23 protein-coding genes and 1 tRNA gene are annotated in these 22,854 nt (G+C 64.5%); 7 read left to right on the top strand and 17 right to left on the bottom strand.

The genetic code is table 11. The features are described from left to right. The first annotated feature begins 156 nt into the window (after positions 1–156). From NDY25_RS08825 to tmk, 5 genes are all read left to right on the top strand, one after another. Positions 157–609: a roadblock/LC7 domain-containing protein gene (locus tag NDY25_RS08825; RefSeq protein ID WP_006452080.1), complete on the top strand. Its 453-nt coding sequence runs from the start codon at positions 157–159 to the stop codon at positions 607–609. A gap of 63 nt (positions 610–672) precedes the next feature. Beyond that, a complete protein-coding gene (locus tag NDY25_RS08830; protein WP_006452081.1) occupies positions 673–1,032 on the top strand; it encodes a roadblock/LC7 domain-containing protein in 360 nt (119 codons plus the stop codon). Positions 1,033–1,123: 91 nt separating this feature from the next. Next, a complete protein-coding gene (locus tag NDY25_RS08835; RefSeq protein WP_168959807.1) occupies positions 1,124–2,041 on the top strand; it encodes a hypothetical protein in 918 nt (305 codons plus the stop codon). Then, positions 2,038–2,580, top strand: a complete 543-nt coding sequence (locus NDY25_RS08840) for a GTP-binding protein (RefSeq protein WP_006452083.1) — start codon at positions 2,038–2,040, stop codon at positions 2,578–2,580. The genes NDY25_RS08835 and NDY25_RS08840 overlap by 4 nt, the downstream gene beginning before the upstream one ends. Positions 2,581–3,170: 590 nt before the next feature. Beyond that, positions 3,171–3,854: a dTMP kinase gene (gene tmk / locus NDY25_RS08845; protein ID WP_168959808.1), complete on the top strand. Its 684-nt coding sequence runs from the start codon at positions 3,171–3,173 to the stop codon at positions 3,852–3,854. A gap of 320 nt (positions 3,855–4,174) precedes the next feature. Here tmk and NDY25_RS08850 read toward each other — a convergent pair. The 4 genes from NDY25_RS08850 to birA all read right to left on the bottom strand — a co-directional run bounded on the left by NDY25_RS08850 (position 4,175) and on the right by birA (position 7,077). Further along, positions 4,175–4,250, bottom strand: a tRNA-Thr gene (locus tag NDY25_RS08850). A gap of 33 nt (positions 4,251–4,283) precedes the next feature. Then, a complete protein-coding gene (locus NDY25_RS08855; protein ID WP_256627885.1) occupies positions 4,284–5,186 on the bottom strand; it encodes an SPOR domain-containing protein in 903 nt (300 codons plus the stop codon). A 155-nt stretch (positions 5,187–5,341) separates the two neighbouring features. Beyond that, positions 5,342–6,070, bottom strand: a complete 729-nt coding sequence (locus NDY25_RS08860) for a type III pantothenate kinase (RefSeq protein WP_168959810.1) — start codon at positions 6,068–6,070, stop codon at positions 5,342–5,344. Next, the gene (birA, locus tag NDY25_RS08865) at positions 6,067–7,077 is read right to left on the bottom strand and encodes a bifunctional biotin--[acetyl-CoA-carboxylase] ligase/biotin operon repressor BirA (RefSeq protein WP_315974246.1); all 1,011 of its coding nucleotides are present in this window, start codon (positions 7,075–7,077) and stop codon (positions 6,067–6,069) included. Before birA ends, NDY25_RS08860 begins: the two co-directional genes overlap by 4 nt. A gap of 74 nt (positions 7,078–7,151) precedes the next feature. On the opposite strand from birA, the gene NDY25_RS08870 reads away from it, so the two are divergent. Together NDY25_RS08870 and NDY25_RS08875 are read left to right on the top strand one after the other, a co-directional pair. Beyond that, positions 7,152–7,436: a hypothetical protein gene (locus tag NDY25_RS08870; protein WP_251754915.1), complete on the top strand. Its 285-nt coding sequence runs from the start codon at positions 7,152–7,154 to the stop codon at positions 7,434–7,436. Positions 7,437–7,444: 8 nt separating this feature from the next. Continuing rightward, positions 7,445–8,200, top strand: a complete 756-nt coding sequence (locus NDY25_RS08875) for a M90 family metallopeptidase (RefSeq protein WP_168959813.1) — start codon at positions 7,445–7,447, stop codon at positions 8,198–8,200. A 157-nt stretch (positions 8,201–8,357) separates the two neighbouring features. Here the strand turns inward: NDY25_RS08875 and NDY25_RS08880 are convergent, their stop codons facing one another. The 13 genes from NDY25_RS08880 to aroE all read right to left on the bottom strand — a co-directional run bounded on the left by NDY25_RS08880 (position 8,358) and on the right by aroE (position 22,825). Then, a complete protein-coding gene (locus NDY25_RS08880) occupies positions 8,358–9,545 on the bottom strand; it encodes a DUF1501 domain-containing protein (protein ID WP_168959814.1) in 1,188 nt (395 codons plus the stop codon). 70 nt (positions 9,546–9,615) lie between these two features. Then, the gene (locus tag NDY25_RS08885) at positions 9,616–11,208 is read right to left on the bottom strand and encodes a DUF1800 domain-containing protein (RefSeq protein WP_168959815.1); all 1,593 of its coding nucleotides are present in this window, start codon (positions 11,206–11,208) and stop codon (positions 9,616–9,618) included. Positions 11,209–11,331: 123 nt separating this feature from the next. After that, positions 11,332–12,702, bottom strand: a complete 1,371-nt coding sequence (locus NDY25_RS08890) for an ATP-binding protein (RefSeq protein WP_180336611.1) — start codon at positions 12,700–12,702, stop codon at positions 11,332–11,334. 74 nt (positions 12,703–12,776) lie between these two features. After that, positions 12,777–13,460: a response regulator transcription factor gene (locus NDY25_RS08895; RefSeq protein WP_002808458.1), complete on the bottom strand. Its 684-nt coding sequence runs from the start codon at positions 13,458–13,460 to the stop codon at positions 12,777–12,779. A gap of 70 nt (positions 13,461–13,530) precedes the next feature. After that, positions 13,531–13,797 carry a hypothetical protein gene (locus NDY25_RS08900; RefSeq protein ID WP_006452098.1) on the bottom strand — a complete coding sequence of 89 codons (267 nt, stop codon included), beginning with the start codon at positions 13,795–13,797 and terminating at the stop codon, positions 13,531–13,533. A gap of 374 nt (positions 13,798–14,171) precedes the next feature. Beyond that, the gene (gene dusA / locus NDY25_RS08905) at positions 14,172–15,176 is read right to left on the bottom strand and encodes a tRNA dihydrouridine(20/20a) synthase DusA (protein ID WP_251754916.1); all 1,005 of its coding nucleotides are present in this window, start codon (positions 15,174–15,176) and stop codon (positions 14,172–14,174) included. A gap of 566 nt (positions 15,177–15,742) precedes the next feature. Continuing rightward, positions 15,743–15,967 carry a hypothetical protein gene (locus NDY25_RS08910; protein ID WP_006452100.1) on the bottom strand — a complete coding sequence of 75 codons (225 nt, stop codon included), beginning with the start codon at positions 15,965–15,967 and terminating at the stop codon, positions 15,743–15,745. A gap of 757 nt (positions 15,968–16,724) precedes the next feature. Next, a complete protein-coding gene (locus NDY25_RS08915; protein ID WP_168959819.1) occupies positions 16,725–17,300 on the bottom strand; it encodes an ankyrin repeat domain-containing protein in 576 nt (191 codons plus the stop codon). A gap of 59 nt (positions 17,301–17,359) precedes the next feature. Beyond that, positions 17,360–18,865 (bottom strand): catalase KatB, encoded by a 1,506-nt coding sequence (gene katB, locus NDY25_RS08920; RefSeq protein WP_180336610.1) that lies wholly within the window; start codon positions 18,863–18,865, stop codon positions 17,360–17,362. Between the two features lie 270 nt (positions 18,866–19,135). Next, the gene (gene dinG, locus NDY25_RS08925) at positions 19,136–21,268 is read right to left on the bottom strand and encodes an ATP-dependent DNA helicase DinG (protein WP_006452103.1); all 2,133 of its coding nucleotides are present in this window, start codon (positions 21,266–21,268) and stop codon (positions 19,136–19,138) included. Positions 21,269–21,385: 117 nt separating this feature from the next. Next, positions 21,386–21,613, bottom strand: a complete 228-nt coding sequence (locus tag NDY25_RS08930; protein ID WP_023905565.1) for a hypothetical protein — start codon at positions 21,611–21,613, stop codon at positions 21,386–21,388. Then, a complete protein-coding gene (locus NDY25_RS08935) occupies positions 21,610–21,972 on the bottom strand; it encodes a hypothetical protein (RefSeq protein ID WP_043889531.1) in 363 nt (120 codons plus the stop codon). The genes NDY25_RS08930 and NDY25_RS08935 overlap by 4 nt, the downstream gene beginning before the upstream one ends. A 1-nt stretch (position 21,973) precedes the next feature. Beyond that, positions 21,974–22,825, bottom strand: a complete 852-nt coding sequence (aroE, locus tag NDY25_RS08940; RefSeq protein WP_168959821.1) for a shikimate dehydrogenase — start codon at positions 22,823–22,825, stop codon at positions 21,974–21,976. Positions 22,826–22,854: the final 29 nt, after the last annotated feature.

Raw genomic sequence — 22,854 nt, forward strand, 5'->3', positions numbered from 1 at the left:
GTGGCGCATCTGTGCTTTGCGGAATGCGCCTGCCTGACCGCACAGTTAGACCATGGCTGGAGATGCCGATGCCACTGTTCGCCCGCCAGCGCGGGACCTCAGTGCCATCGACAGGTTTTTTCATCGCGCAGCGCGTTTTGTACAGGGGAGAAGTTCATGCCGCACAACGCCGTCAACCAGGTCGTCAAGGCTGCCGTGGGCGAGGTCGCGCGGGCGTCGCATCAGTACGATCTGCAGCGCATCGGCCGCGAGTTCGCGCAGACCATCGAGCGCGAGCCAGGCATCCGTTTGTTGATGCTGTCCACCGCCGACGGGCGCGCCATTACCGAGCAATCCAGTCTGGATGTCGACGGTCGCCGTCTGGCGGCGATGGCCAATTCGTTTCTGACCCTGGGCGAGACCCTGGCGCGCGAATCCAGTCTGAGCGAGGCCGATTACGCCACCGTCAGCACCCGTGGCGGCCAGCTGGTGCTGATCCGCATTCGCGCCGACAAGCCGCTGACGCTCACCGCAATTGGCGGCCCGCAGCTCAATGCCGCCGCCCTGTTGTTCAACGCACGCGACTGCGCCGGCCGTCTGGCCAAGGCCATGGCGCAACCAGCGACCTGAGGCTTGGCATTGTTCGTGCTTGCCTTTTGCGCACTCATTACTCACCGCTTGTAAGGACGTCCCGTGGCACAACTCAATCTGGAACACCTGCATTCAATCGCCGGCTTCGTCGGTGCCGCGCTGGTCGATAGCGACAGCGGCATGGCACTGGGCATGACCGGCGGCACCGATCTCAACCTGGAACTGGCCGCCGCCGGCAATACCGAAGTGGTGCGCGCCAAGCGTCGCATCGCCGAGCAGCTCGGTCTGAACGACACCATCGAAGACATCCTGATCACCCTGGCCCGCCAGTACCACCTGCTGCGTCCGCTGGAGAGCAACGGCACGCTGTTCTTGTACGTCGTGCTGGACCGCGCCAAGGCCAATCTGGCGATGGCCCGTCACGAGCTCAAGGCGTTCGAAAAGACCCTCGACTTCGGTTGATGCCAACCTGGCGGCGCACGCGTCGCCTGCCCGGCCTGCCGGTCTGCACCGGCAGGCGTCGCACTCCAACGCGCCGATGCGGCGCCATGTCATGACCATACCCATTCACGCCCTGCGGGTCGCTACGGCCGGCCTGGACCTGCTGCACACCACGCGCCTGAAACTGGCGTGCTCGCTGCTGCTGGCCGAGCGCGTCGACGTGCAATTGGGCGAGTGGCCGCAACACGCGGCCGACGTGGTGGTGCTGGGTCTGGAAAGCGCCGACGGCTTAGCCGCGTGGCAGGCGTTGCAAGGCCAGCCGATGCGCGTGCTGGTGGTATCGCGCACACCGGTCGCCGGCGCATGGATCAAGCACGGCGCCACCGTGCGCGAACTCAACGAACACCTGCGTCTGCTGCTGTCCTCGCCGCATAACGTGCAGATCGCCGAACCGGCGCTGCTGATCCGCCATTGCCGCGGTGAATTCGGCAACGCTGCAGTGCAGCTACGCCACGCGCAGCTGCACGTCCGTGTAGATCCGGCCAATGCCTGCGTGCAACTTGCACCCGGCCTGCCGTTATCCGAATTGGTCGCCGCACTGGATCGCCCCGGTTGGCAGGTCGCACCGGACACAACCGATGCCGCACTGACGCAACGCATCTCATTCGAAGCGCTGTATTTCGCCCTGCCCGAGCATCTGCGCCCCGCGCTGCCGGCGGTGGAACCCAGCCATGCGCTGCAACTGCGCCAATGGCCGGAGCTGAGTGCCGAAACCAGCTCGCCCGCACAGTTGCTCGCCATCGCCCACCTGCACGCGCGTCCGTGGCGCGCGCAGGCGCTGGCCAACGCTTGCAAGCTGCCGCTGCAAACGGTGGAATGCCTGTTCGCCGCTGCACTTGCCAGTGGCCTTGCCCAGACTGCGGAGATTCCCGTGCCTGCAATGCAGACTCGTCCGGACAGCAGCAACTCCCGGTTCTTCTCCTGGGTCGCACGTCGGTTTGGCCTCTCTCTCTTTCAGGCGCAGTCATGAGTCTTCCGGCCAACAAACTGGTGTTCGTTGGCGGCATGGGCGCCGGCAAGACCACGGCAGTGCGCGCCATTTCCGACGTGGAGCCGGTCAGCACCGAGATGCCGCTCAGCCAGGATGCCTACGGCGACAAGACCTACACCACGGTCGCACTGGACTACAGCTCGATCGAGCTGGAAGACGGCGAGTTGCTGCACGTGTACGGCGTGCCGGGCCAGAAATACCTGGATTTCATGTGGCCATTGGTCTGCGACGGCGCCTTGGGCGTGATCGTACTGACCAGCGCGCGCGATCCACAGATGCGTGAGAGCACGCTGGACTTGCTGCGCGAGTTTTCGCAGATCGCACCCGAGGCCAGCCTGGCGGTGGGCATCACCATGACCGACGAAATGGAGGATTTTCTGCTGCCGCCCTTCCGCGATGCACTGGTGGCCGAAGGCTTCCGCATCCCGGTCATGCGCGTGGATGCGCGCTCGGCCACCCAGATCACCTTCCTGGTGAAATCGCTGCTGTCCTATCGCTACACCTCGGCTCACAGCTGATCGGCAGCGCCTGGCGCGCGTACCTGCGTGATCGACACGCAGGACAAAACAAGGAATCCGGTCACGACGGTGCCTGAAAGGGCGTCACGCGGGGGATGCCGCCTCTAGGGTGGCGGCGACGCGTCCATCTTCCTTGATGCCAGACACGCGACGCGAACGTCATACATTCGAGCGCTTTGCCTGACTTGTTCAGTATGGCGCGCGATCAAAAGCCAGGACATCGGGACGTTCCCGACATCGCGCAGGACATACCCGTGATATCGCGTCGGCAATAGCGGTGGCGATGGGCAGCCAAGCCGTCGCGGCACCATGCGGCTTACGCGCGTAGTTGGGTGCCTGGCTGCCAAGCGGCGCACCCATCTGTGGTGACCGCACACCGCGTAGTCAGTAGCTAGCGACTGTCTTGCTGCTGCTGTTGCACGGCAACTCGTCGAACAGGCAGACATCAAGCGATCTCGACACGCGCTTCGGCGCACGGCAGCGTCACTGCCCGCGGCGGCAACCTGACGTGCCAGAATCGATAACTGCAGCGCGCCGCAAAGACGCTGCCGCAGTACTGACCTATCGCCACGATCGGATAAAGTAGCGCGATGACAATCGAACTGAAGCCCGGCGGCTTGTTGATCGCGATCGAAGGCATCGACGGCGCCGGCAAGACCACCCTCGCCCGCAGCCTGGCCACCACACTGGAAGCGGCCGGCGCCCGCGTCGTACTGAGCAAGGAGCCGACCAACGGCGCCTGGGGCACCCAGTTGCGTCAGTCCGCCGCCACCGGCCGCCTGAGCGCGGACGAAGAAGCCGAGCTGCTGATCCGCGACCGCCAGGAGCATGTGGACACCCTCATCGCGCCCGCATTGGCACGCGGCGACATCGTGATCCTGGACCGCTACTTTCCGTCGATGGTTGCCTACCAGGGCGCCGCCGGCCTGCCGCTGGACGCGCTGCTGGAACGCAACGCCTTCGCACCGCGCCCGGACGTGCTGCTGCTGCTCGACCTGCCACCGCCCACCGGCCTGGCGCGCATCCGCGCCCGCGGCGACGCCCCCAACCACTTCGAAACCCAGGACAACCTGGAACGCTGCCGCGCCATCTTCGCGCAGCTGCAATTGCCGGGAAAACACGTCGTCGACGCCAGTGCCGATGCAGACAGCGTGCTACGCCAGGCCCACACCATCGTCGTGGCAGCACTGGCCGAACGGCTGAGCGGCGACGCCGAACACGCCGACACAGACAAGGCCGCCCTGGAACTGCTATCGGCCGGTCGCCCAGCCTGATCTGCTGCGCGTGCTTACGCGCAGGCAACAACAAACTGCGCAATACGATTTGCGCGCAACGCGCAACTTCTCTAAAGCCCCTCTCCCCGCGGGAGAGGGGTTAGGGTGAGGGTACGGCCAGCCACAATTCCCGACGAAACCGCTCCTTCACCAAGCGCTTCGCCTCATAAAGGAATCAATATTCCGATAGAGGATGTCGAGTTGGCCCGTACAACCACCGTGCGTGGCAATCGGCTGCAGTGGAAATGCCAGGCACAGAAAACGCCACCAAACGACAGCACGGCCAGAACAGGTGTGTGCACGAACTTGTGGATCGAAGATGGTGCCGGCACCCGGATTCGAACTGGGGACCTACCGCTTACAAGGCGGTTGCTCTACCAACTGAGCTATGCCGGCAAAGGCCAAGCGCATTGCGCGCCGGTGCGCATTCTAGCGCAGCGCGGAGCAATCTAGCGATCGTTGACGCGTTGCACCCGCGGCGCCCTGCAACGCAGTGGGTGCCGTCGCACTACGCACATCGATCCACCAGCGCGATTGCCCGGTGCCGCTGGGCATCAGCTGCGCGGGAAACCCCGCACTCACCAGGCTCGCCTGACGCCGCTCGGCGCGCTCGCGGCTCTGGTACTGGCCCAGCGCGACGGTGTTGTCCTCGCCTTGCGCAATCACGTAGTAGTCGCCGATGCCAGCCGCAGCGATGCGCTTGACCAACGCCTGCGCCGCGGCGCGATCGCCCACGCTGGGCAGCATCACCCGGAACGTACTGACCCCGGCGTCCTTGTCCTCGCGCACGCTGCTGCGCGTGGCTTGACTACGAATGCGTGCCAGCGCGGCATCGGCGTCGGCGCGTGCCGGATAGGGGCCCAGGCTGGCGCAGCGCTCTGGGGGAACGGGTGCGGGAGTCGGCACCGTTGGCGATGTCTTTGGTGCAGCCGCCACAGCAACCTCGGCCGGTTTTGGAGCGACCTTGGTTGTGGCCGGAATTTCGGAAGGTGTTGGCGATGTTTCAGCCACTGCGGTGGTAGCCGCAGCTGTCGAAGCGGCCGCCGCCGCTTGTTCCGTTGATGTCTGAGCTGGTGATGTCTGAGCTGGTACTGCTGCCGGTGCCGGTGCAACCGATGTTGCTGCCGGCACAGCGTCTGGAGCTGCTGTTGCTGCCTCTCCCGATATCGCAGCCGCCGCGCCTGTTGCGATGTTCGGCAACACCTCCAACCGTGCCACACCCGCCGGCTGCGCCGGAGCGGCCAACGCGGCCGGTGCCGGCTGCAGGGCCCACCACAACGCAACGCCGGCATTGAGGACGATCAAGACAACGATGAGCGCGCGTACATACATGCAATGGATTCTAAGAGTGGCCGATAACCGCTGGCGAGCGCTCGACGACTCGGCGCGAGCGGCAGTCAGCCAGTGACCCCAGTGTACGAGCGCGACATCCCGATGCCGAGCACCGGCCGCCCATCTGGCGGCTGCGCGTCTTTCAATCACCGCCCTCAGGGCGCCGACGCAGACCTCGCCCAAATCGCCAGCCCATCCAGCACCAGCGCAGCGCGGAACGTGGCATCGGGCAACAACGGCAGCAACGGTGGCGCGCCACCGCCATGCACCAGCAAGCGCACCGGTACGCCCAAACTGCGTTGCGCGTGCTGCAGGCTGCGCTCGATCAGCGCCACCGCCGCACCATCGCAACCAGACGCCAGCGCATCGTCGGTGTCGTTGGCCAGCTCCACATAATTGCCTCCGCTGGCCGGCAATTGCACCGCGCGGGCATGCAGCGCTTCGCGCATGGTGGTCGGCGAGGCGGCGATGCGCCCGCCATGATGCTGCCCATCGGCCCCAAGCAGATCGATGGTCAGCGCAGTGCCCACGCCGGCCACCAGCACCGGCGCCTCGCCACGCGCGCCGAGCAGCGCCAGAAAGCGATCCACGCCGAAGCGGCTCGGGTCCGCATATGCAATCCGGATGCCGGCGCATTCGGCCGCTGTGCGCACGATCCGCACCTGATCGAAGCGCTCGTGCAGGCAGGCGAGCATCCGCTGCGTCAATGCCGGCGCAGCAACGCTGGCCACATGCGCGATGCGCCCGGTCGGCAGCGCCGACAGTGCGGCCGCATCCATCGCCTCGGCGCCATGCGGCCACGCCTGCACATCGCCGGCGCGATCTCCCTGTAGCAGGGCGTACTTGAACCGCGAATTTCCCAGATCGAACAACCACTCGCTCATGCAGGTCTCACGCTCACTTCTCCGGAGTGGAACAGGCGCACCGTCTCGCCCAATTGCACCCGCAACGCGCCGTCGGCAGCCAGACCGAGCGCAACGCCGTGATGCCGGGTGCCAACCTCTTCGACCTGTACCGCGCGGCCACACAACACGTCCAATGCCGCATAGCGACTCAGGAACGGAGCCAGCCCCTGCGCCTCGAACAGATCCAGCGCCGGCAGCAGCCCGGACAACACCGCCACCACCACGGTATCGCGCGACACCGCACGGCCCGCAAGCGTATCCAGATCTACCCACGGCTGGTCGATCGCAGCAGCCGCCGCAGCCGGCATGTGCACATTCAAGCCCAGCCCGATCACCGCACGCGCATTGCCGGCCATTTCGCCGCCACCTTCGATCAACAGGCCGCCCAGCTTGCGCTCGCGCGCCAGCAGATCGTTGGGCCACTTCAGCCCGACATCGGCAAACCCGCAACCGCGCAAGGCTTCGGCCACCGCCACACCCACCGCCAGACTCAGCCCGGCCAGCTGGCCCAACCCACCGCTGAAACGGCGCGAGGCCGATAGATAGATATGCGCACCCAGCGGCGAGGTCCATTGCCGGCCCCGACGGCCGCGCCCACCGGTCTGACGCTCGGCCAGCAGCACCGCCACGCCCTGCTCCGGCGCCGCACGCGCCAGCAAGCTGGTGTTGGTGGATTCCAGCGTCCAGGCGACATCGAGTGCAGCCAGGCCCGCCAGCGCATCGCTCGACATGGCCGCACGAATCTGCGCAGCCTCCAGCAGATCCAGCGGCGCGGCCAGGCGGTAGCCATCACCGGCCCGCCCCTCGATGTCGACCCCGGCTGCGCGCAAATTTTGAATGCGCTTCCACACTGCCGCACGGGTCAACCCGGCATCGCGCGCCAGCGCATCGCCGGATAGCCGGCCGCTCGCAAGTTTGGCCAGCAACGCGCGGTCATCCACGGCAAGGTCCCCAAATCGATCCGCGAAAGTATGCGCCAAGCCCACCCGGGCGCCCAGCACGGCTTGCGTGAGGGAGTGAAAAGCGCGTTATGATCGCCAACTGACGCCGCTTGCCCTGGATGTGGACGATGCGCCGAATCACGGTTTGCCTGCTCCTGTTATTGGCTCCGCTTGCCGCGCTGGCATCGGACCAACTGGTCGATGGCGACCATGAGAGCTGCGTCAGCACCAATTCGGCTGCGCGCGGCAGGACGCCCAATGGCGAGGCCGCTGCACCGGCACGCGCTCCCGCGCACAAGCCCACGCCGGCCACCGGCGGCGGCGGTAGCGATGGCGAGGCTCTGTTCCCACGCATGCGCACGATGCCGCGCTGGCACAGTTTTCTGCCGGGCATGTTCCGCTGATCCAGTGGTTGTCGCGCTGGCTGCGCCGGCCGCCCCTCGATATTCCTGATGCGTTGTGGCTACCGGTCTGCAGCGGCTGCGCCTGGGTCGCCGCGCTCGATCCGCCCCGCCAGCACCGTCTGCGCACCCTGGCCGCGCAGTTCCTGCAGCAAAAAACCATTTCCCCGGTCGATGGGTTGCAACTGCATGCGCACGATCATGTGCTGCTGGCGGCCACCTGCTGCCTGCCGCTGCTGGAAATCGGTGCAGTGGGCTGGCGCGGCTGGTCGCAACTGATCGTCTACCCGGACGCGTTCCGCGTGCAGCGCACGCATCTGGATGCGGCAGGGGTGATGCATGCCTGGGACGACACCCTGATCGGCGAATCCTGGGAGCAAGGCCCGCTGATCGTCAGCTGGGCCGACGTGCAAGCCGACCTGGACGACCCGCAGGCCGGCTTCAACGTGATCGTGCACGAGATGGCGCACAAGCTCGATGCACTCGATGGCGCCCTCGACGGCACACCACCGCTGCCGCGCTATGCACAGCGCGCCTGGGCACGCGATTTCCAGCAGGCCTTCGATGCGTTTTGCCAACGCGTGGATGCAGGCGAAGACACCGAGATCGATCCGTATGCCGCCGAGGCACCGGAAGAATTCTTCGCTGTGGTCAGCGAATATCACTTCTCGGCACCGCAAGTGGTCGCGCGCGTCATGCCGGATGTCGCCGCGCAGTTGACGCGTTTTTACGGGCCTTCGCCGTTTGCTTCTTCAGCGCAGCGCTGAGAATGTGGTGGCATAAACACGTTGCTTGCGATGGTTGTCATGCAACCGCTTCGCGCGCGTTGCCCGCACACGCTTGGCCGAATTGAAAACAACGCTGCGCAATGTCGTGCAGGTGCCCGCTCGACACTGCTGATTTCAACAGCACGCTGCAACGCACTCACACCAGCCCAAGATCGCGCGGCCTGGCACCGGGAAACACCCGCTCCAACTGCGCTGGCGACAGCCCCCACAATCGACTCAATAGACCGCCGAACAGACTGCGGTAATTGGTAAGCACCGGGTAATCACGATTCTGCAGCAGCTGCGTTTGTTCGACCGAGACCTGTTCGCCAGCGATACGACCACCCTGCACGCCGCCACCCAGCACCCAATACGTGGTGCCGTGCCCATGATCGGTGCCTTTGCTGCCGTTCTCACGAAAGGTGCGGCCAAACTCGGAGAGCACCACCACCACGGTGTCCTTCCATGCCGGCCCCAAGGCATCGGCGTATGCCGCCAGCCCTTCGCCGAGATTACGCAGATTATTGGCCAACCCACCTTCGACACTGCCCTGGTTGGCATGCGTATCCCAGCCGCCGACATCGACGAATCCCAGCCGGTACTGATGGCGCATCAGGCTCGCCATGCGCCGGGTTTCGTCGGCGAAGGTGCGCGCACTGGCAGCGCCGCGGCCGGCCTGCTCCATCTCTTCGCGCAGCTGCGCGGTCACCTGCTGACGCAACGCCAGACCTTCGCGCGCGGCTGCCGCAAGCGGCGTTGCGTCGTACATCTGCGACAGGATCTGCGCCTGCCGCGCATCCAGACCGCCTTTGCCGATCCCACGCAACGACACATTGGGCAAATCGCCGCCGCCTTGAAACGTCAGCGGCAGCGAATCGGTAAACGCAATCGCCGGCACCCCGCTGAGCACGCCCGACAAGCGCGCCATGAAACCGGACCGATAATCGCGGCGCTGCCTGCCGGCCTGGCCGGATTCGATATCGTCCTGGGTTTCGAAGTGGCTGCGCGACAGATCGTCGGTGCCGGCAAACGGCACGAAGGCCAGCTGCTTGCGTTGCCACAGCGGCAACAGCGCATCGCGCATCACCGGGTTGAGACCCCATTGCGCATCCAACGCAACGGCGCTCTTTGGATTGGCAGCATCCGGACGCGCAATCGCCAGGGTCGGCCGCACCTGATAATAAAAATCGCTGGCGTGCGGCACCAGCAGATTATTGCTGTCGTAGCCACCACGCAGAAACACCACCAGCATGCGCGCACTGTCGCGTGGCGCGGCAAACAGACGACCGGACCACGGCAGACTCGCGGCCGCTGCAGAGGCAAGCAGAAATTGACGTCGTTGCATGGTGCACTCCTGCGGCGATAACCGTTCGGCGATTGTTGAATCAGCAGTCGTTGAATCAGCGGCCGCTAGATCAGCGATAGTTGAAGTCCGGCGATGACAGCAAAAACCCGTTCCACTCCGCCGGCGAACGCGCCTGGCTCAACGCCTCACGCGTGCCGCTGGAAAGCGACGGCGCAACCCAGCGATACGATAGACGCGTATCGATCTGCGTCAGCGCAGGAATTGGCGTGTCGTTATCGCCATCGAAGCGAAACAGTTGCTTGGGTCCTGCGCCCAGCGAACGCGCCACTTCGAAGCGTCGCGCCAGTTGCCCGGAGCTGGTCCACGCCTGCGATTGCAGCGACCATCCATCGGGGGTGATGCGCCCGAACACCGGCTCGCCGAGTTGCTGCACCCAGCTCACCATCGGCGCGGCGTTGACCACCGGTTGATCCTCATACGCCAGCCGCATGGCCGACACCACAAACCGATTCGGATCCTTGAACTTGCGCGGTTGCGCCTGCGCAAATTCCGGCGCGTCCAGCATGGCCTGCATCACCTTGGCGATATCGCCATCGCTGCGTTGAAAGGTCTTTGCCATGCGCGAGACCAGTGCGGCCGGTGGCTTGTCGCTGACGAAATACTCGGCCAGGCGCTGCGACACAAACTGCGCGCACGCCGGTTGCCGTACCAACAGCTGCACTGCACGTTCGATCTCATCCAGACCGCCAGCGGCGATGCGCTGGCCCAGCAAGGTCTTGTCGCCGGGTTGATGGCGCGCAGGATTGAATTCGAACAGGCCCTTGCGCACCACCTGCGCCTGCCCCGTTGTTGCAGCAGTTGGTACTGGCGGCGCGCCTTCGGCCTTGATCGGCACCAGACCGGCGCCGGTCAGTATCAGCGCCAGTTGCTGCACATCCTGCTGGCTGTAGCCGCCATGCACGCCCAGCGTGTGCAACTCCATCAATTCGCGCGCGTAGTTTTCGTTGACCTTGCCTTTGGCATTCTTGGCGTTATCCAGATATTCCAGCATCGCCGGGCTTTCCAGCGTCGCCATCACCAGGTCGGCGAACTTGCCGGTGGCGTGCGGACGAATCGCGTTTTCCATGTAGTCGGCCGCCATCCATTTCACGCGCCCCTTGTCGGCGTACACGCTGAAGTGATTGAGCCAGAACCACACCAACTGCTCGCGCAGCTGCGCCGGCGCATACACCGCACGCAGCAATTGCGCCTGACGCGCCTGGGTCAGCATCTGACCGCCACGCGCCTGCCAGGCCTTGCGCAAGGCAGCCTTCTCATCGCCATCGGGCAGCGTTTGCAGACGGATCTTGTCGGCCTCGTATTGCGTCAGCAAGGTCACCAATGGCGTGTGCAGCGCATCGAACTGCTGCAGTTGTGCACGGATCGGCGCTGGCAATGCGGCATTGTCGCTGGCTTGCAATAGCAAGACGCCGTAGCGCTTGGGGCCGAGCCGCTGCAGCTGCGCCGCGCTATCGGCATCCACGCCGTAGGTGGCACGCTGCAACCAACGTGTCTGTGCTGGCGTCAATGGCGCTTCGGCGGCACTGCACGACAGCACGACGACGCAGCCCGCCAACAGCAACGGCACGCGCCATCTGCGCTGTCGACGTGTCCGGACGGAAAGTGCAGTGACCCACCTTGCCTGTGCAACGCGCTCGAACATGCAGTTCTCCATCGCAACGGCCTGCAACCGGCCCAGTATGGTCAAGCCAACACGTGAGGCGTTAAACGGTTGTCGGAGCGTGGCGCGACATTGGCCACGGGTTCATCCCGCAGCGCATGCCGGTCACAGTCCCGGCGGCAAGGTCACATCGAAGCGGGCGCCGCCCAGTTCCTGCGAGCGCACCACCTGCAATTCACCGCGATAGGCCTTGATCAGGTCCTGCACGATCGACATGCCGATGCCGTGGCCTTGCACGCGTTCGTCGCCGCGCACGCCACGTTGCAGAATCTTGGCCACATCTTCCGGCGCGATGCCGGGGCCATCGTCTTCCACCGACAGGATCAATCCGGCGCGGCGGCTCCCGGTGGTGGGACCTGGCTGCGCAGTCAACAGCACGCGGCTGCGCGCCCACTTGAAGCCGTTTTCCAGCAGATTGCCAAGCAGCTCCTGCAGATCGCCCGGCTCACCATGAAAACGCGCTTCGGGCGAAATATCGAATTCGCACAGCACGCCTTTGATCGAATACACCTTCTCCAGCCCGCGCACGATTTCTTCGGCGGTCGACTCGATCGGCAACGGCGCGGCAAACAGCTTGTGCCCGCTGGAAGCCGCACGGGCGAGTTGGTAAGACACCAAGTCGTTCATGCGCCGCAGCTGCACGTCCATTTCCTCGTGCAGATCGCGCTCGGACTGACCGCTGTCCAGTTGGGTGCGCAACACGGCAATCGGCGTCTTGAGGCTGTGTGCCAGATCGGCAAGCGTATTGCGCTGACGATCCAGGTTGTCGCGCTCGCTTTCGATAAAGGCGTTGATGCTTTCGGTCAGCGGCTCGAGTTCGCGCGGATGCTGCTCGCTCATGCGCTGAATTTCCCCGCGCTGCACCTTGGTCAACTCGTTGATGACCCGCCGCAGCGGTCGCAGGCTCCACTGCAGAATGAAGGCCTGCAGCACCAACAGCACAACGCCGGCACTACCGAGATAGAACCATACCGCGCCACGGAACACGCGCAATTGCGCGCCCATCGAGCGCGCGTCTTCCATCACATAGATGGTGTACGGAATCTCGCCGCCGTGTTCGCGTTCGACATAGCTCACGCCCAGGCCATAGCGGTACAGCTCGCCCAGACTGCCGTCGATCTGGGTCATCTCCAGCGGGCCGATGAACTCTTCCTGGCGCGGCTCAAGCATGCGCCCGTGCGGAATGTTGGGGCCCTCGGCCGACATCGACGTCCAGCTCTCATCCGGGCGCACGACTTCGACATACAGACCGCCGCCGGGCACGTCGAAACGCGGATCCGGCGGTTGGCCGCCGATGTACAGCGAGCCATCGCGGACGAAATCGATATTGGCGGCATACGCCGAGGCGTAGTTCTTCAGCCGCTCGCGCAGATTCTTTTCGGCAGTGTCGGCAAACGCCACATCCAGCGCGTAGCCTGCCAGCGCCAGGAAGGCCACCAGACTGAGGCTGGCAGCCAAGAGCTGGCGGGCCTGCAGGGAGCGCGGCCGCCAGCGTTTGTACCACTTGGAGCGCACCGACACCCTATCTTCCTGTTTGCCGACGCGCGGACTCAGCCTTCGGTACGCGGGATGGCGAAGCGGTAGCCACGACCACGCACGGTCTCGATCGGCTTGAGCTCACCGTCGGGATCGAGCTTCTTGCGCAGGCGGCCGATAAACACTTCCAGCACGTTCGAATCGCGATCGAAATCCTGCTGATAGATGTGTTCGGTCAAATCGGCCTTGGAGACCAGTTCGCCGGCATGCATCATCAGGTACTCGAGCACCTTGTACTCGTAGCTGGTCAGATCGACATTTGCGCCGTTGACGCTCACCGTCTGCGCTGCCAGATCCAAAGCGACCGGGCCGCACTCCAGGGTCGGCTTGCTCCAGCCTGCCGCGCGCCGCAGCAATGCATTGACGCGCGCCAGCAGCTCTTCGACATGGAACGGCTTGACCAGGTAATCGTCGGCGCCCTGCTTGAGGCCTTCGACCTTATCCTGCCAGCTCGAACGCGCGGTCAGGATCAGCACCGGGAATTTCTTGCCCTCATCGCGCAACGCCTTGATCAGCTCCATGCCCGACATCTTGGGCAGGCCAAGGTCGATGATGCCGACGTCGAACGGCACTTCGCGGCCCATGTACAGACCTTCTTCGCCATCTTGTGCAGCGTCGACAGCAAAGCCTTCACGCTTCAGGCGCGCGGCAAGTGTCTCGCGCAGCGGAGCTTCGTCTTCGACCAAAAGGATACGCATGCACTCTCCCTAGTTACGTTGTCGGCGGGTGCCGGGGAATTTATGAGACTGAACGCAGAACTATCTACGTTTACTGGTTATCGTCGCGTGGTGGCGCATCTGGCGGCGCCGGGCGACGCGGCGGCGGGGGCTGCATCTGTTCCGATTCGTACACGGTGTGCACGCGCCCGTCCAACATGTACTTGACCCGATTGAGATTGCCACCGTCGAACGGCACACGTTCGGCGCTGAGGATCTGTCCACCGGTGGACCGCTGCACCTGCCGAATGGTGTCCGACAGCGTGCGCCCGTTGCCGCGGGCTGAGGGCGGCAACGCCTCACGGCCCGAATGCCCCATCGGATATCCCTGACACCATGCCGACGGCGCTGCCGTGGCGACCCAAAGGGCAACCAGAGCAATATGGCTAGCGCGGCAGAACGGCTGGGTCACAAACGAATCCTAGCGGGTTGTTCAGGAACATTCAAAATTCGTGAAACCGGCCATGCGTCACAGCGTGGTCGAGCCCGAGAATAGACCCAAATTCTTGATTTTGGGGGGTGAATCCGATCTGAACTTTTTAGCTTCGTGTTAACGCGGTTCAGTGAAATGAACGCCATTTAAGGCCAAAAGCCTTGCCTGCGCTCGCTCTCGCGGTCGTGGCTGCCGCGCTGTGAGCTAACAAATGCGGCCGTTCAAGAGCTGGTTCAGGCTATGCAAGTGCCGGACCACTCTCAGGCAACAACGCGCCAGGCATGCGTATCGGTGCGCTGCAATGCCTGCTCGACCAGGTCCCATCCGGCGCCGGGGCGGTGTGCGCCCTCGCTCAGCACCTGGCGGAATGCGCGTCCGCCGGGCTGCCCATGGAAGAGTCCCAGGACATGTCGGGTGATGTGCTTCAGCGCGAGCCCTTGCTCCAGCTGGGACTCTACATAGGGCTGCAGCGCGCGTAGCAATGCCTCGCGCGATTGTTCCGGGCGCTGATTCAGTGCCGCGTCCAGGCAGTGCAGCACGTAAGGGTCGTGGTAGGCCGCACGGCCGAGCATGACGCCGTCGGTGTGTTGCAGGTGTTCCAGCGCGGTGTCCACCGCAGCGATGCCACCGTTGATAACCACCGGCAGTTGGGGGCGCTCCTGCTTGAGGCGATAGGCCCAGTCGTAGCGCAGCGGCGGCACCTCGCGGTTTTCCTTGGGCGACAAGCCCTTGAGCCAGGCGTTGCGCGCATGCACCACCACCATGGCAGCGCCGGCCGCGACGACTTGATCGACAAAACTGGCGAACACCAGATAGTCGTCATCGTCGTCCACGCCCAGGCGACACTTGATCGTGACCGGCAGCGTGGTTGCTGCGCACATGGCGGCAACGCACTCGGCCACCAGCGCCGGCTCGCGCATCAGGCAGGCGCCAAAACGCCCGGCCTGCACGCGATCGGAGGGGCAGCCGCAATTGAGGTTGATCTCGTCATAGCCCCACTCCTGCGCGATCGCTGCAGCCTGCGCGAGCAGGGCCGGTTCACTGCCGCCCAGTTGCAGCGCCAGCGGATGTTCGACCGGATCGAAGCCGATCAGCCGCGTGCGATCTCCATGGATCACCGCGTTGGCGTGCACCATCTCGGTATACAGCCGCGCGGAGGGCGCCAGCAGGCGATGGAAGACCCGGCAATGGCGGTCGGTCCAGTCCATCATCGGGGCGACGGACAGACGCAAGGAGGCGGTGTAGCGATCGGCGGGAGCGGTCATCGACAAGGTGGCCGCAGTCAGCGGCCATCGGAATGCAGAGCAGGATCAACAGCTTACACGGGCACCGATGAATCTGCCGCAGCGCATGTGCCATGCCGAAGTTCTTGGCTGTCAGATCTTGCTGAAGGATCAGCTGTTCGCAGCGTCATGCGATCGACAGCGTATCGACAGGCGAAATTTGAACAAGATGCGGGTGCTAGAACAAGATGCGGGTGCTATGAATTGCACTGGATGCGCGCTTCGGCACCCAGCATCACGGCCACATCTGCCGTCGGAGCGGAGAACGACATCGCGCTAGCGCTGTTTTTGTTCTAGCTCGCCAAATCCTAGCGCTGTCGAGCGGCATCGCTATTTGCCGGCATCGCGCCGTCTCAGCGGTGGCGTGGGCCAGTTTGGCCGGCTGAGTCTGGCCGTGGGTGTAGCGGTAGCCGAGCAGGATGCTGCTGTCCCTGGCGGCGCCCGCACCTGTCGAGCGAACGAGCTGCATCATTGCTTACAAGCGGGATCTCTTGCGTCAACTGCTGGCGTCAGCGCGATTGCGCGCTTTGCCTGGACGCGAGCAACACTTACGGGTTGCGGAAACCAACGCGCTCTTCGGCAGTCAGCGGCTTGCCGAGTGCGTGGTAGGAGGCGACGAGCGTGATCAGGGCGGTGCCCAGCACGGTGTAGAAGCTCCACGAGGTAGCGAGGACATGCACCTGGCCAAACACCAGCGCCACGACGGCGGTGGCGGTGCACAGCACCATGGCGAGCAGGGACATCAGGAATGGGATGGAAGGATCGAGCTTCATGGTCCGGGGGTTCCAAGGTGGGATAGCTTCAGCATCGGCGTTGCCCGCGCTTTCTTGAACTGTTTTCTGCGGTTTTTTCCAATGAATTTCAAGCAAGTCAGCGCGCGCTCAGATTTATGTCAAAGCCTTGGCGCACAAAGGTTTCAGCGTCAGAAAACTCCTGACGTACTGGCAGAAAAATCACCACCTCCGCCAGAGTTCCAACGCACGCGCGGCAGAAAACCGGCGGGGCGACACGGGGCGGATGGTGCCGCCAAAGGGCGGCTTCGGCAGCTGCGATTGATGCGCGGATCTTTAGCCGAACATCCGGGTCATGGCCGGGTGCAGGCGACCGACGTGACAGATGTGGGACGACCGCGCGGGGCCAGCCAGCAGGTTGCCGCTCACCGCGCTTGTCACGGCACGTCTAGGTGCTGACTGGGGCCTGGGTCTGGGCCAGCCATGGCGGAGGACGCGCATGGTTGCCGATGGAAAGGCGGGATTGGAGGAGTTCGCTACCCAGACAATGGCCTGCCTGCATAAGCCATGGCAACGACACCTAGCGGGCAGTTACCGGCTTTAGCGAATCGGTTGCCGCGAGTGCAAGCACGGTGCGACAGGCATCACGACTGAGCATCGTCCAGGCCATCAACCTTCGCTACTGGAGGCAGTGCTATTCGATGCACCCTGGCGGTAGAGCCCGTCGCCGGAGCTGACGTGCATCATCGGGCCAGGTGTCTTCGTCAGGAGAACCTGACCGGCAACAGGAAAGGCGCGCTCAGCGCGCCGGCGCGGTGGCGAACTCGCCGCGTTGCAGCTTGGTCACATCGTTGCCCTGCCCGTCCTTGAGGCTGAGGTCTGCGCCTTTGGCAGCCAGATCCTTGAGGACATCGGTGCGTTGAAATAGTGCCGCGTACATGGCCGCAGTCTGGCCGGCATTGTTGCGCTGGTCCGGGGCGCAATCAGCCTGCATCAGCCGCTTGGCGATGCCCAGCTCACCCTTGAAGATGGCGCCCATCAGCGCAGTGTTGCCGCGTTTGTCCTGCGCACAGGGGTCGGCGCCGGCATTGAGCAACTGCTCCACCGCCGGGCGCTGGCCGTGATAGGCGGCCAGGATCAAGGCGGTGTAGCCCTTCTCGTCGCGAGTGTTGAGGTCGTAATGCGAGCGGATGAACTCGGCGAGCATGTCCTGCCGACCTTCGCGTGCCGCATCGAAAAAATACTCGCGCAACTGCAGCTTGATCTGCGCAGGGTTGGTGGTCGCATTCGTGGTACTGGCAGTGACAGACGCGGGTGAAGCAGCGCTGGCAACTGCAGACAAGGTGCCGAGCATCAGAAATAGCAGGGTGCGCATGTGGCTCTCCCGAAAACGAGAACGGCACCGCGGCATAGGCCGCGATGCCGTCTGGTGGATCAGTCCTGCAGGCTGGAGGCCAGCTGCTTGACGCGGGCCAGGTCACCCTTGGCAACGCGGGTCACGCCGGTGCCGTACTCGGGGTCGGCCTTGTACAGGAACGACAGCATCAGATGCTTGCTCTCGGTGTCGGTGGTGGCCAGCGACTCGCCAAAACTCTGCACCAGGTCGGCACGATCCTTCTTGTTGTAGGACCGATACAACTCGCCAGCCTGCTTGAAGTTCTGCTCGCGGGTGATCTTGGCCTGCTGGGTGGTGCCCGACAGCGGCAGCTCGCTGTAACGCGCAGCGGTGTCCTGCGGACGCGGCTCCAGGCGGCTCGGCTCGTAGTTCACGCCGCTGGTGGTGTGCCCGGTGTTGGCTTCGCCGTCCTGGTTGCCGTTATTGACGGCCACACGCGGGCGGTTGACCGGCAGGCTCAGGCCGTTGGTACCGATGCGATACAGCTGCGTGTCGGCGTAGGAGAAGATACGGCCCTGCAGCAGACGGTCTTCCGACGGCTCGATACCCGGCACAAGGTTGGCCGGCGCCATCGCCACCTGCTCGGTTTCCTGGAAGAAGTTGTCCACGTTCTTGTTCAAGACCATCTGGCCGACCTTCTGCTCTGGCACATCCGGCCAGATCTTGGTGGCATCCAGCGGATCGAAATCGAGCTTGGCCAGGTCTTCCGGCTTGAGCACCTGCACGTACAGGTCCCACTTCGGGAAGTCGCCCTTCTTGATCGCACCGACCAGATCGTTGGTCAGGTGGCTGTAGTCCTTGGACTGGACGGCAGCGACCTGCTTGGGATCGAGGTTCTTGATGCCTTGCAGCGTCTTCCAATGGAACTTGACGTAATGCACTTCGCCTTGGGCATTGACCAGCTTGTAGGCGTGCACGCCGTTGCCATCCATGAAGCGATAGCCGGCGGGCGTGCCTTCGTTGGAATAAAGCAGCGTCAGCGTGCGCGTGCTTTCGGGCACGTGCGAGAAGAAATCGAAACGACGCGAATCGTCATCCAGGTTGGTGCGCGGGTCCGGCTTGAACGCGTGGACCATGTCGGGGAACTTGATCGCATCGCGAATGAAGAAGGTGGGGAAGTTGTTGCCGACCAGATCCCAGTTGCCTTCGCTGGTATAGAACTTGGTGGCGAAACCATGAGGGTCGCGCAACGTTTCCGGCGAATGGTTGCCGTGCACCACCGAGGAGAAGCGCACGAACACCGGGGTCTTTTCGCCGGCGCTGAACACCTTGGCCTTGGTCAGGCTGGACAGATCGACGGTGGCGGTGAACTCGCCTTTGACGCCCGTGCCGCGGGCATGCACCACACGCTCCGGGATGCGCTCGCGATCGAAGCGCTGCAGCTTCTGGATCAGCTGCACGTCCTGCAGCAAGACCGGGCCGGTTGGGCCGGCCGTCTGGGAATTCTGGTTGTCACCGACCTTGGCGCCATTGTCGCGGGTCAGAACGGATTGGGCGAAGACCGGCGGGGCGATCAGTGTGGGGGCTAGCAGGGCTAGCACCATGAGGGATCCAGGGCGCATGGCGTCAGCTCGTTTGAAGGAACTGAATCATGGCCAGCAGGCCGAAGTGTGAGAAGTCGTTAGTTATGATCGCAGCGATAGGCGAACATGATGATGACTGTGTAGCGTGATATGCATCGCCAAATATGCGGGCACCAGGTTGCAGATAACGGCATTGCCAATCTGATGCGTGAACTGACGAACTTCGTATTGCGTCACGCAAGCGCGCATGACGCTTCAAGCAATGCTGCGTCGCAAGGTTCGATCAGCCACTCAACCAATCACCCGCTTGAACGGCGGCAGTGCGTCGATGATGCGTTTTCCGTAGCGACGCGTGAGCAGGCGCGAATCGAGAATGATCACGCGGCCGTGGTCGTTGGAACTGCGGATCAAGCGGCCGGCGAACTGCGTGAGTGTGCGTAGCGCGTGCGGGATGGCGATCAGGTTGAAGGCGTTGTGGCCGCGGCTTTCCAGCCATTCGCTCAGGGTGGAGGTCTGCGGGTCGGTCGGCACCGCGAACGGCACCTGGGTGATGACCACCGTGGTGCAGGCATCGCCGGGCAGATCCAGGCCTTCGCCGAACGAGTTCAAACCGAACAGCACCGAGCCCTCGCCGGCGGCAATGCGGCGCATGTGTTCGGTGATCAGTTGCGACTTGTTGCCCTCGCCCTGCACCAACACGCGGTTGCGCTGCGCCAGCGGCATCAGGTCGGCGACCTTTTCCATCTTCCAGCGCGAGGTGAACAGCACGATGCTGCCCTTGGCGGTCCAATCGAGTTCGCGCACCAGATAACGCGCGACTTCCTTCGGGTGGCCTTCGCGATCGTCGGGGGTAACCGGGAAATTGGGCACGATCAGTTCGGCCTGGTTGGGCAGATCGAACGGCGAGGCCAGCGACGCCATTTCGGCGTGATCGGGCAAGCCGTTGTCGATGGCGAAGGATTGAAAATCGCCGCCGCCGGTGAGCGTGGCCGAGGTCATCACCACCGAATCCACTTCGTTCCAGATCATCGTGCGCAGCACCTGCGCGGCCGACACCGGCGAGCAATGGCAGATCAGATCGCCATCGCGCGACAAGGTGATCCAACGCGCCATCGGCGGCTGGCCTTCCTTGTCTTCGCGTCGCCAACCGCTCCACAGATTGTGTTGCTGCTCGGCCATTTCCAAGGCCATACCGAGACTGCGCTGCAGGCGTTCGCGTGCGGAATCGTCCTGCTTTCCCTTGGCGATCGCACTGTGTGCGGCATGCACCCAATTGAACAGCGCGCGGGTTTCTTCGCCGAGTTCTTCGATCGCCGGGCCCCACTGCGGCGGCAACTTGCCGTTGGCCGCGCGCCACAACGGGTCGCGCTCGCCGGGTTCGGGCTTCCACACGTGTTCGACTTCGGTGTGGAAGGCCTTGAGCAATTTGGAAACGCGCGCGGCGACCTCGATCGCTTCGTTGGGCAGCAGGTTGCCGATCTTGTCCTTGTCCACCGCGCGGTATGCGGCGGCGATGAGAATCTGCAACCGGCCGGTGCGCCTGGCCATTTCGTCCAATGGCAGATTGGCCGCGCCCTGGTCGATTGCCACGCCGGCGATGTGATGGCCTTCGTCGAGCACCAGCAGCATATCGGCGGGCGGGGCGATCAACGGCTGGCCGTTTTCGGCATCGCCCAGCGACAGCGAAGACAGCAGCAAGGCATGGTTGGTGACCACGATCTGCGCTTCGCGCACGTCGGTGCGCGCCTTGAGCACCGGGCACTGCGCGGCGTAGCTGCAACGGCGGCCCGCACAACCGGAGGCCGGCGTGGTGATGCGCATGCGCAGCGGTACCGAGACCTGTTCGGGCGCGTCATCCAGGTCGCCGTTCCAGGTGCGCGCGGCGTAGGCCTTGGCCAGACGTTTGGCCAGGTCGGCATCGACGGGACTGAGCGGGCGGTCGTAGAGCGCCTGCTCGTCTTCGAACATGGCGTTCTGGCTGGTGTCGCCTTCGAGTTCAGCCGCATTCCGGGTGCACAGATAGCGCGTGCGGCCCTTGGCCAGTGCCACGGTCGCTTCCAGCCCGGTGGCCTTGAGGAAGGCCGGGATGTCGCGCTCCACCAGCTGCGATTGCAGCGCCACGGTGCCGGTGCTGATCACCAGCTTTTTCTTGGTGGCCAGGGCGATCGGCACGCCGGCAGTGAGATAGCCCAGGCTCTTGCCGACGCCGGTGGGTGCCTCGGCAATGCCGATGCCGCCGGAAGTGGCAAGTGCGCGCGAGACCAGGCCGATCATCTGACTCTGCGCCCGCCGCGTGGCGAAGCCGGGCGTGTTGGCCTGCAGCTTGGCGTAAGCCTCGCGGATGCTGGCCTTGACCGGATCGGTCAGGCTGCGCTGGGGAGGGACGGGCGCCGACGGCGCGGCCGGTGGGGCGACTTCACTCATCGCGCTATTTTCGCACGGACCGGCGCAGCGGCTGCGACCGGCGTGCGGAACAACTGAACGCGGTTGTCTTTACCTAAGAGTGTCCATCAAAACTACTGCGCAGTTTTGTTCGCCACTCTAGGTACGTCGCGGCCAGGCGTAGCGCGCCCACACCACGCCGATCACCACCATCGCCAGGCCCATGACCAGCATGCCGGCGCCCACACCGGTCGGCCCGAAACGTTCGTACAAGCTGCCGCCCCGGTTGACCGCCGCCAGGTTGTCTGGATACAGCAGCGTCCACATGCCTTGGCCACTGCTGACCAGGCCGACCACGGTCAGCCCCAGGGCCTTGATCGGAATCATGGCCGCTCGCTGGCTGCGGGCGGTGAGCGTTGCAGGCTGAGCGCCAGCGTCCACACCAGCACGCCGATGCCCACGGCCTGCACGGCCATCAGCACGAAATGTGCGACACCGACCACCATGCTGATCTGGCGCACATTGCCTTGTTGCAGCAACAGCATCGGAATGGCCTGAAAGGCGACTTCGGCCAGCAAACAGCCCAGCAGCACCCACAGCGCGGCCAGCCCGGCGCGCCGCAGCGATCCGCGTTGGGCACGCCACAGCAGCACCAGCCCCAACAGCAAGGCGATCAACAGCGGCACGCGCGACAGCAGGCTGGTGACCAGGGTCAGCAGGATATCGGTGGCGGTCACGCTGCCCACCTCAATCGGCGCTGATCAGGACGGCAGCGCGTGCGCGCAGCGCGGCGTAGACCGGGTTTGTGTCCGGGCGCACGCCGTGCCACAGCGCGAAGCTTTCGGCAGCCTGCTCGACCAGCATGCCCAGGCCGTCGATGGCGTAGCGGCATTGCGCCGCACGTGCCCAGGCCAGGAAGGCGATGGCGGTTTCGCCATAGTTGAGATCGACCGCTGCGGTGAGGCTGTTGACCAGCCCCAACGGCAGCGAGAACGCACCAGCGTCGCGATCGCGCCCGGCGGCCGTGGCATTGACGATCAGCTCGAAGTCGCCCAGATCGCGCAGGTCTTCGATATAGCGCGACATCACCCGCGCCGGTTCGCCCAGCGCATCGCACAGCGCATCGGCGCGCTCGGGCGAGCGATTGACCACCACCATTTCGGTGATGCCCGCTTCCAGCAATGCCGGCGCCACGCCGCGTGCGGCGCCACCGGCGCCCAGCAGCAACACGCGACGACCGCGCAGATCCAGCCCGTGGCGGTCGGTGAGATCGCGCACCAGGCCGGCGCCGTCGGTGTTGTCGCCCTGCCACTGGCCGTCGTTGCGCACCAGCGTGTTGACCGCGCCAGCCAGCCGCGCGCGGTCGCTCAGGCTGGCCGACAACGCACAGGCGGCCTCTTTCAGCGGCAGCGTGACGTTGGCGCCCTTGCCGCCTGCCTCGGCGAAGCGCTCCAGCGCGGCGGTGAACTCCTCCGGCGGCGCGTCGATGGCGGTGTAGTCCAGCGCGATGCCGGTCTGCTTCCCGAAGTCGGCGTGGATGGCCGGCGACAGCGAATGGGCGACGGGGTGACCGAACACGGCATAACGGGATACGGGCATGAAACGTTCTCTGGTTGACTAGACTGTGC

The organism is Xanthomonas hortorum pv. pelargonii (assembly GCF_024499015.1).
Classification (GTDB): Bacteria; Pseudomonadota; Gammaproteobacteria; order Xanthomonadales; family Xanthomonadaceae; genus Xanthomonas; species Xanthomonas hortorum_B.

What these genes read in the sequence shown, in the direction of transcription:
- NDY25_RS08880 (WP_168959814.1), bottom strand. Translation starts at nt 9,545, where the DNA reads ATGCAACGACGTCAATTTCTGCTTGCCTCTGCAGCGGCCGCGAGTCTG.
- aroE (WP_168959821.1), bottom strand. Translation starts at nt 22,825, where the DNA reads ATGCCCGTATCCCGTTATGCCGTGTTCGGTCACCCCGTCGCCCATTCG.
- NDY25_RS08825 (WP_006452080.1), top strand. Translation starts at nt 157, where the DNA reads ATGCCGCACAACGCCGTCAACCAGGTCGTCAAGGCTGCCGTGGGCGAG.
- dinG (WP_006452103.1), bottom strand. Translation starts at nt 21,268, where the DNA reads ATGAGTGAAGTCGCCCCACCGGCCGCGCCGTCGGCGCCCGTCCCTCCC.
- NDY25_RS08930 (WP_023905565.1), bottom strand. Translation starts at nt 21,613, where the DNA reads ATGATTCCGATCAAGGCCCTGGGGCTGACCGTGGTCGGCCTGGTCAGC.
- NDY25_RS08900 (WP_006452098.1), bottom strand. Translation starts at nt 13,797, where the DNA reads ATGGGGCATTCGGGCCGTGAGGCGTTGCCGCCCTCAGCCCGCGGCAAC.
- NDY25_RS08910 (WP_006452100.1), bottom strand. Translation starts at nt 15,967, where the DNA reads ATGAAGCTCGATCCTTCCATCCCATTCCTGATGTCCCTGCTCGCCATG.
- dusA (WP_251754916.1), bottom strand. Translation starts at nt 15,176, where the DNA reads ATGACCGCTCCCGCCGATCGCTACACCGCCTCCTTGCGTCTGTCCGTC.
- NDY25_RS08860 (WP_168959810.1), bottom strand. Translation starts at nt 6,070, where the DNA reads ATGAGCGAGTGGTTGTTCGATCTGGGAAATTCGCGGTTCAAGTACGCC.
- NDY25_RS08855 (WP_256627885.1), bottom strand. Translation starts at nt 5,186, where the DNA reads ATGTATGTACGCGCGCTCATCGTTGTCTTGATCGTCCTCAATGCCGGC.
- NDY25_RS08885 (WP_168959815.1), bottom strand. Translation starts at nt 11,208, where the DNA reads ATGTTCGAGCGCGTTGCACAGGCAAGGTGGGTCACTGCACTTTCCGTC.
- NDY25_RS08870 (WP_251754915.1), top strand. Translation starts at nt 7,152, where the DNA reads ATGTGGACGATGCGCCGAATCACGGTTTGCCTGCTCCTGTTATTGGCT.
- katB (WP_180336610.1), bottom strand. Translation starts at nt 18,865, where the DNA reads ATGGTGCTAGCCCTGCTAGCCCCCACACTGATCGCCCCGCCGGTCTTC.
- NDY25_RS08895 (WP_002808458.1), bottom strand. Translation starts at nt 13,460, where the DNA reads ATGCGTATCCTTTTGGTCGAAGACGAAGCTCCGCTGCGCGAGACACTT.
- NDY25_RS08915 (WP_168959819.1), bottom strand. Translation starts at nt 17,300, where the DNA reads ATGCGCACCCTGCTATTTCTGATGCTCGGCACCTTGTCTGCAGTTGCC.
- tmk (WP_168959808.1), top strand. Translation starts at nt 3,171, where the DNA reads ATGACAATCGAACTGAAGCCCGGCGGCTTGTTGATCGCGATCGAAGGC.
- NDY25_RS08835 (WP_168959807.1), top strand. Translation starts at nt 1,124, where the DNA reads ATGACCATACCCATTCACGCCCTGCGGGTCGCTACGGCCGGCCTGGAC.
- NDY25_RS08840 (WP_006452083.1), top strand. Translation starts at nt 2,038, where the DNA reads ATGAGTCTTCCGGCCAACAAACTGGTGTTCGTTGGCGGCATGGGCGCC.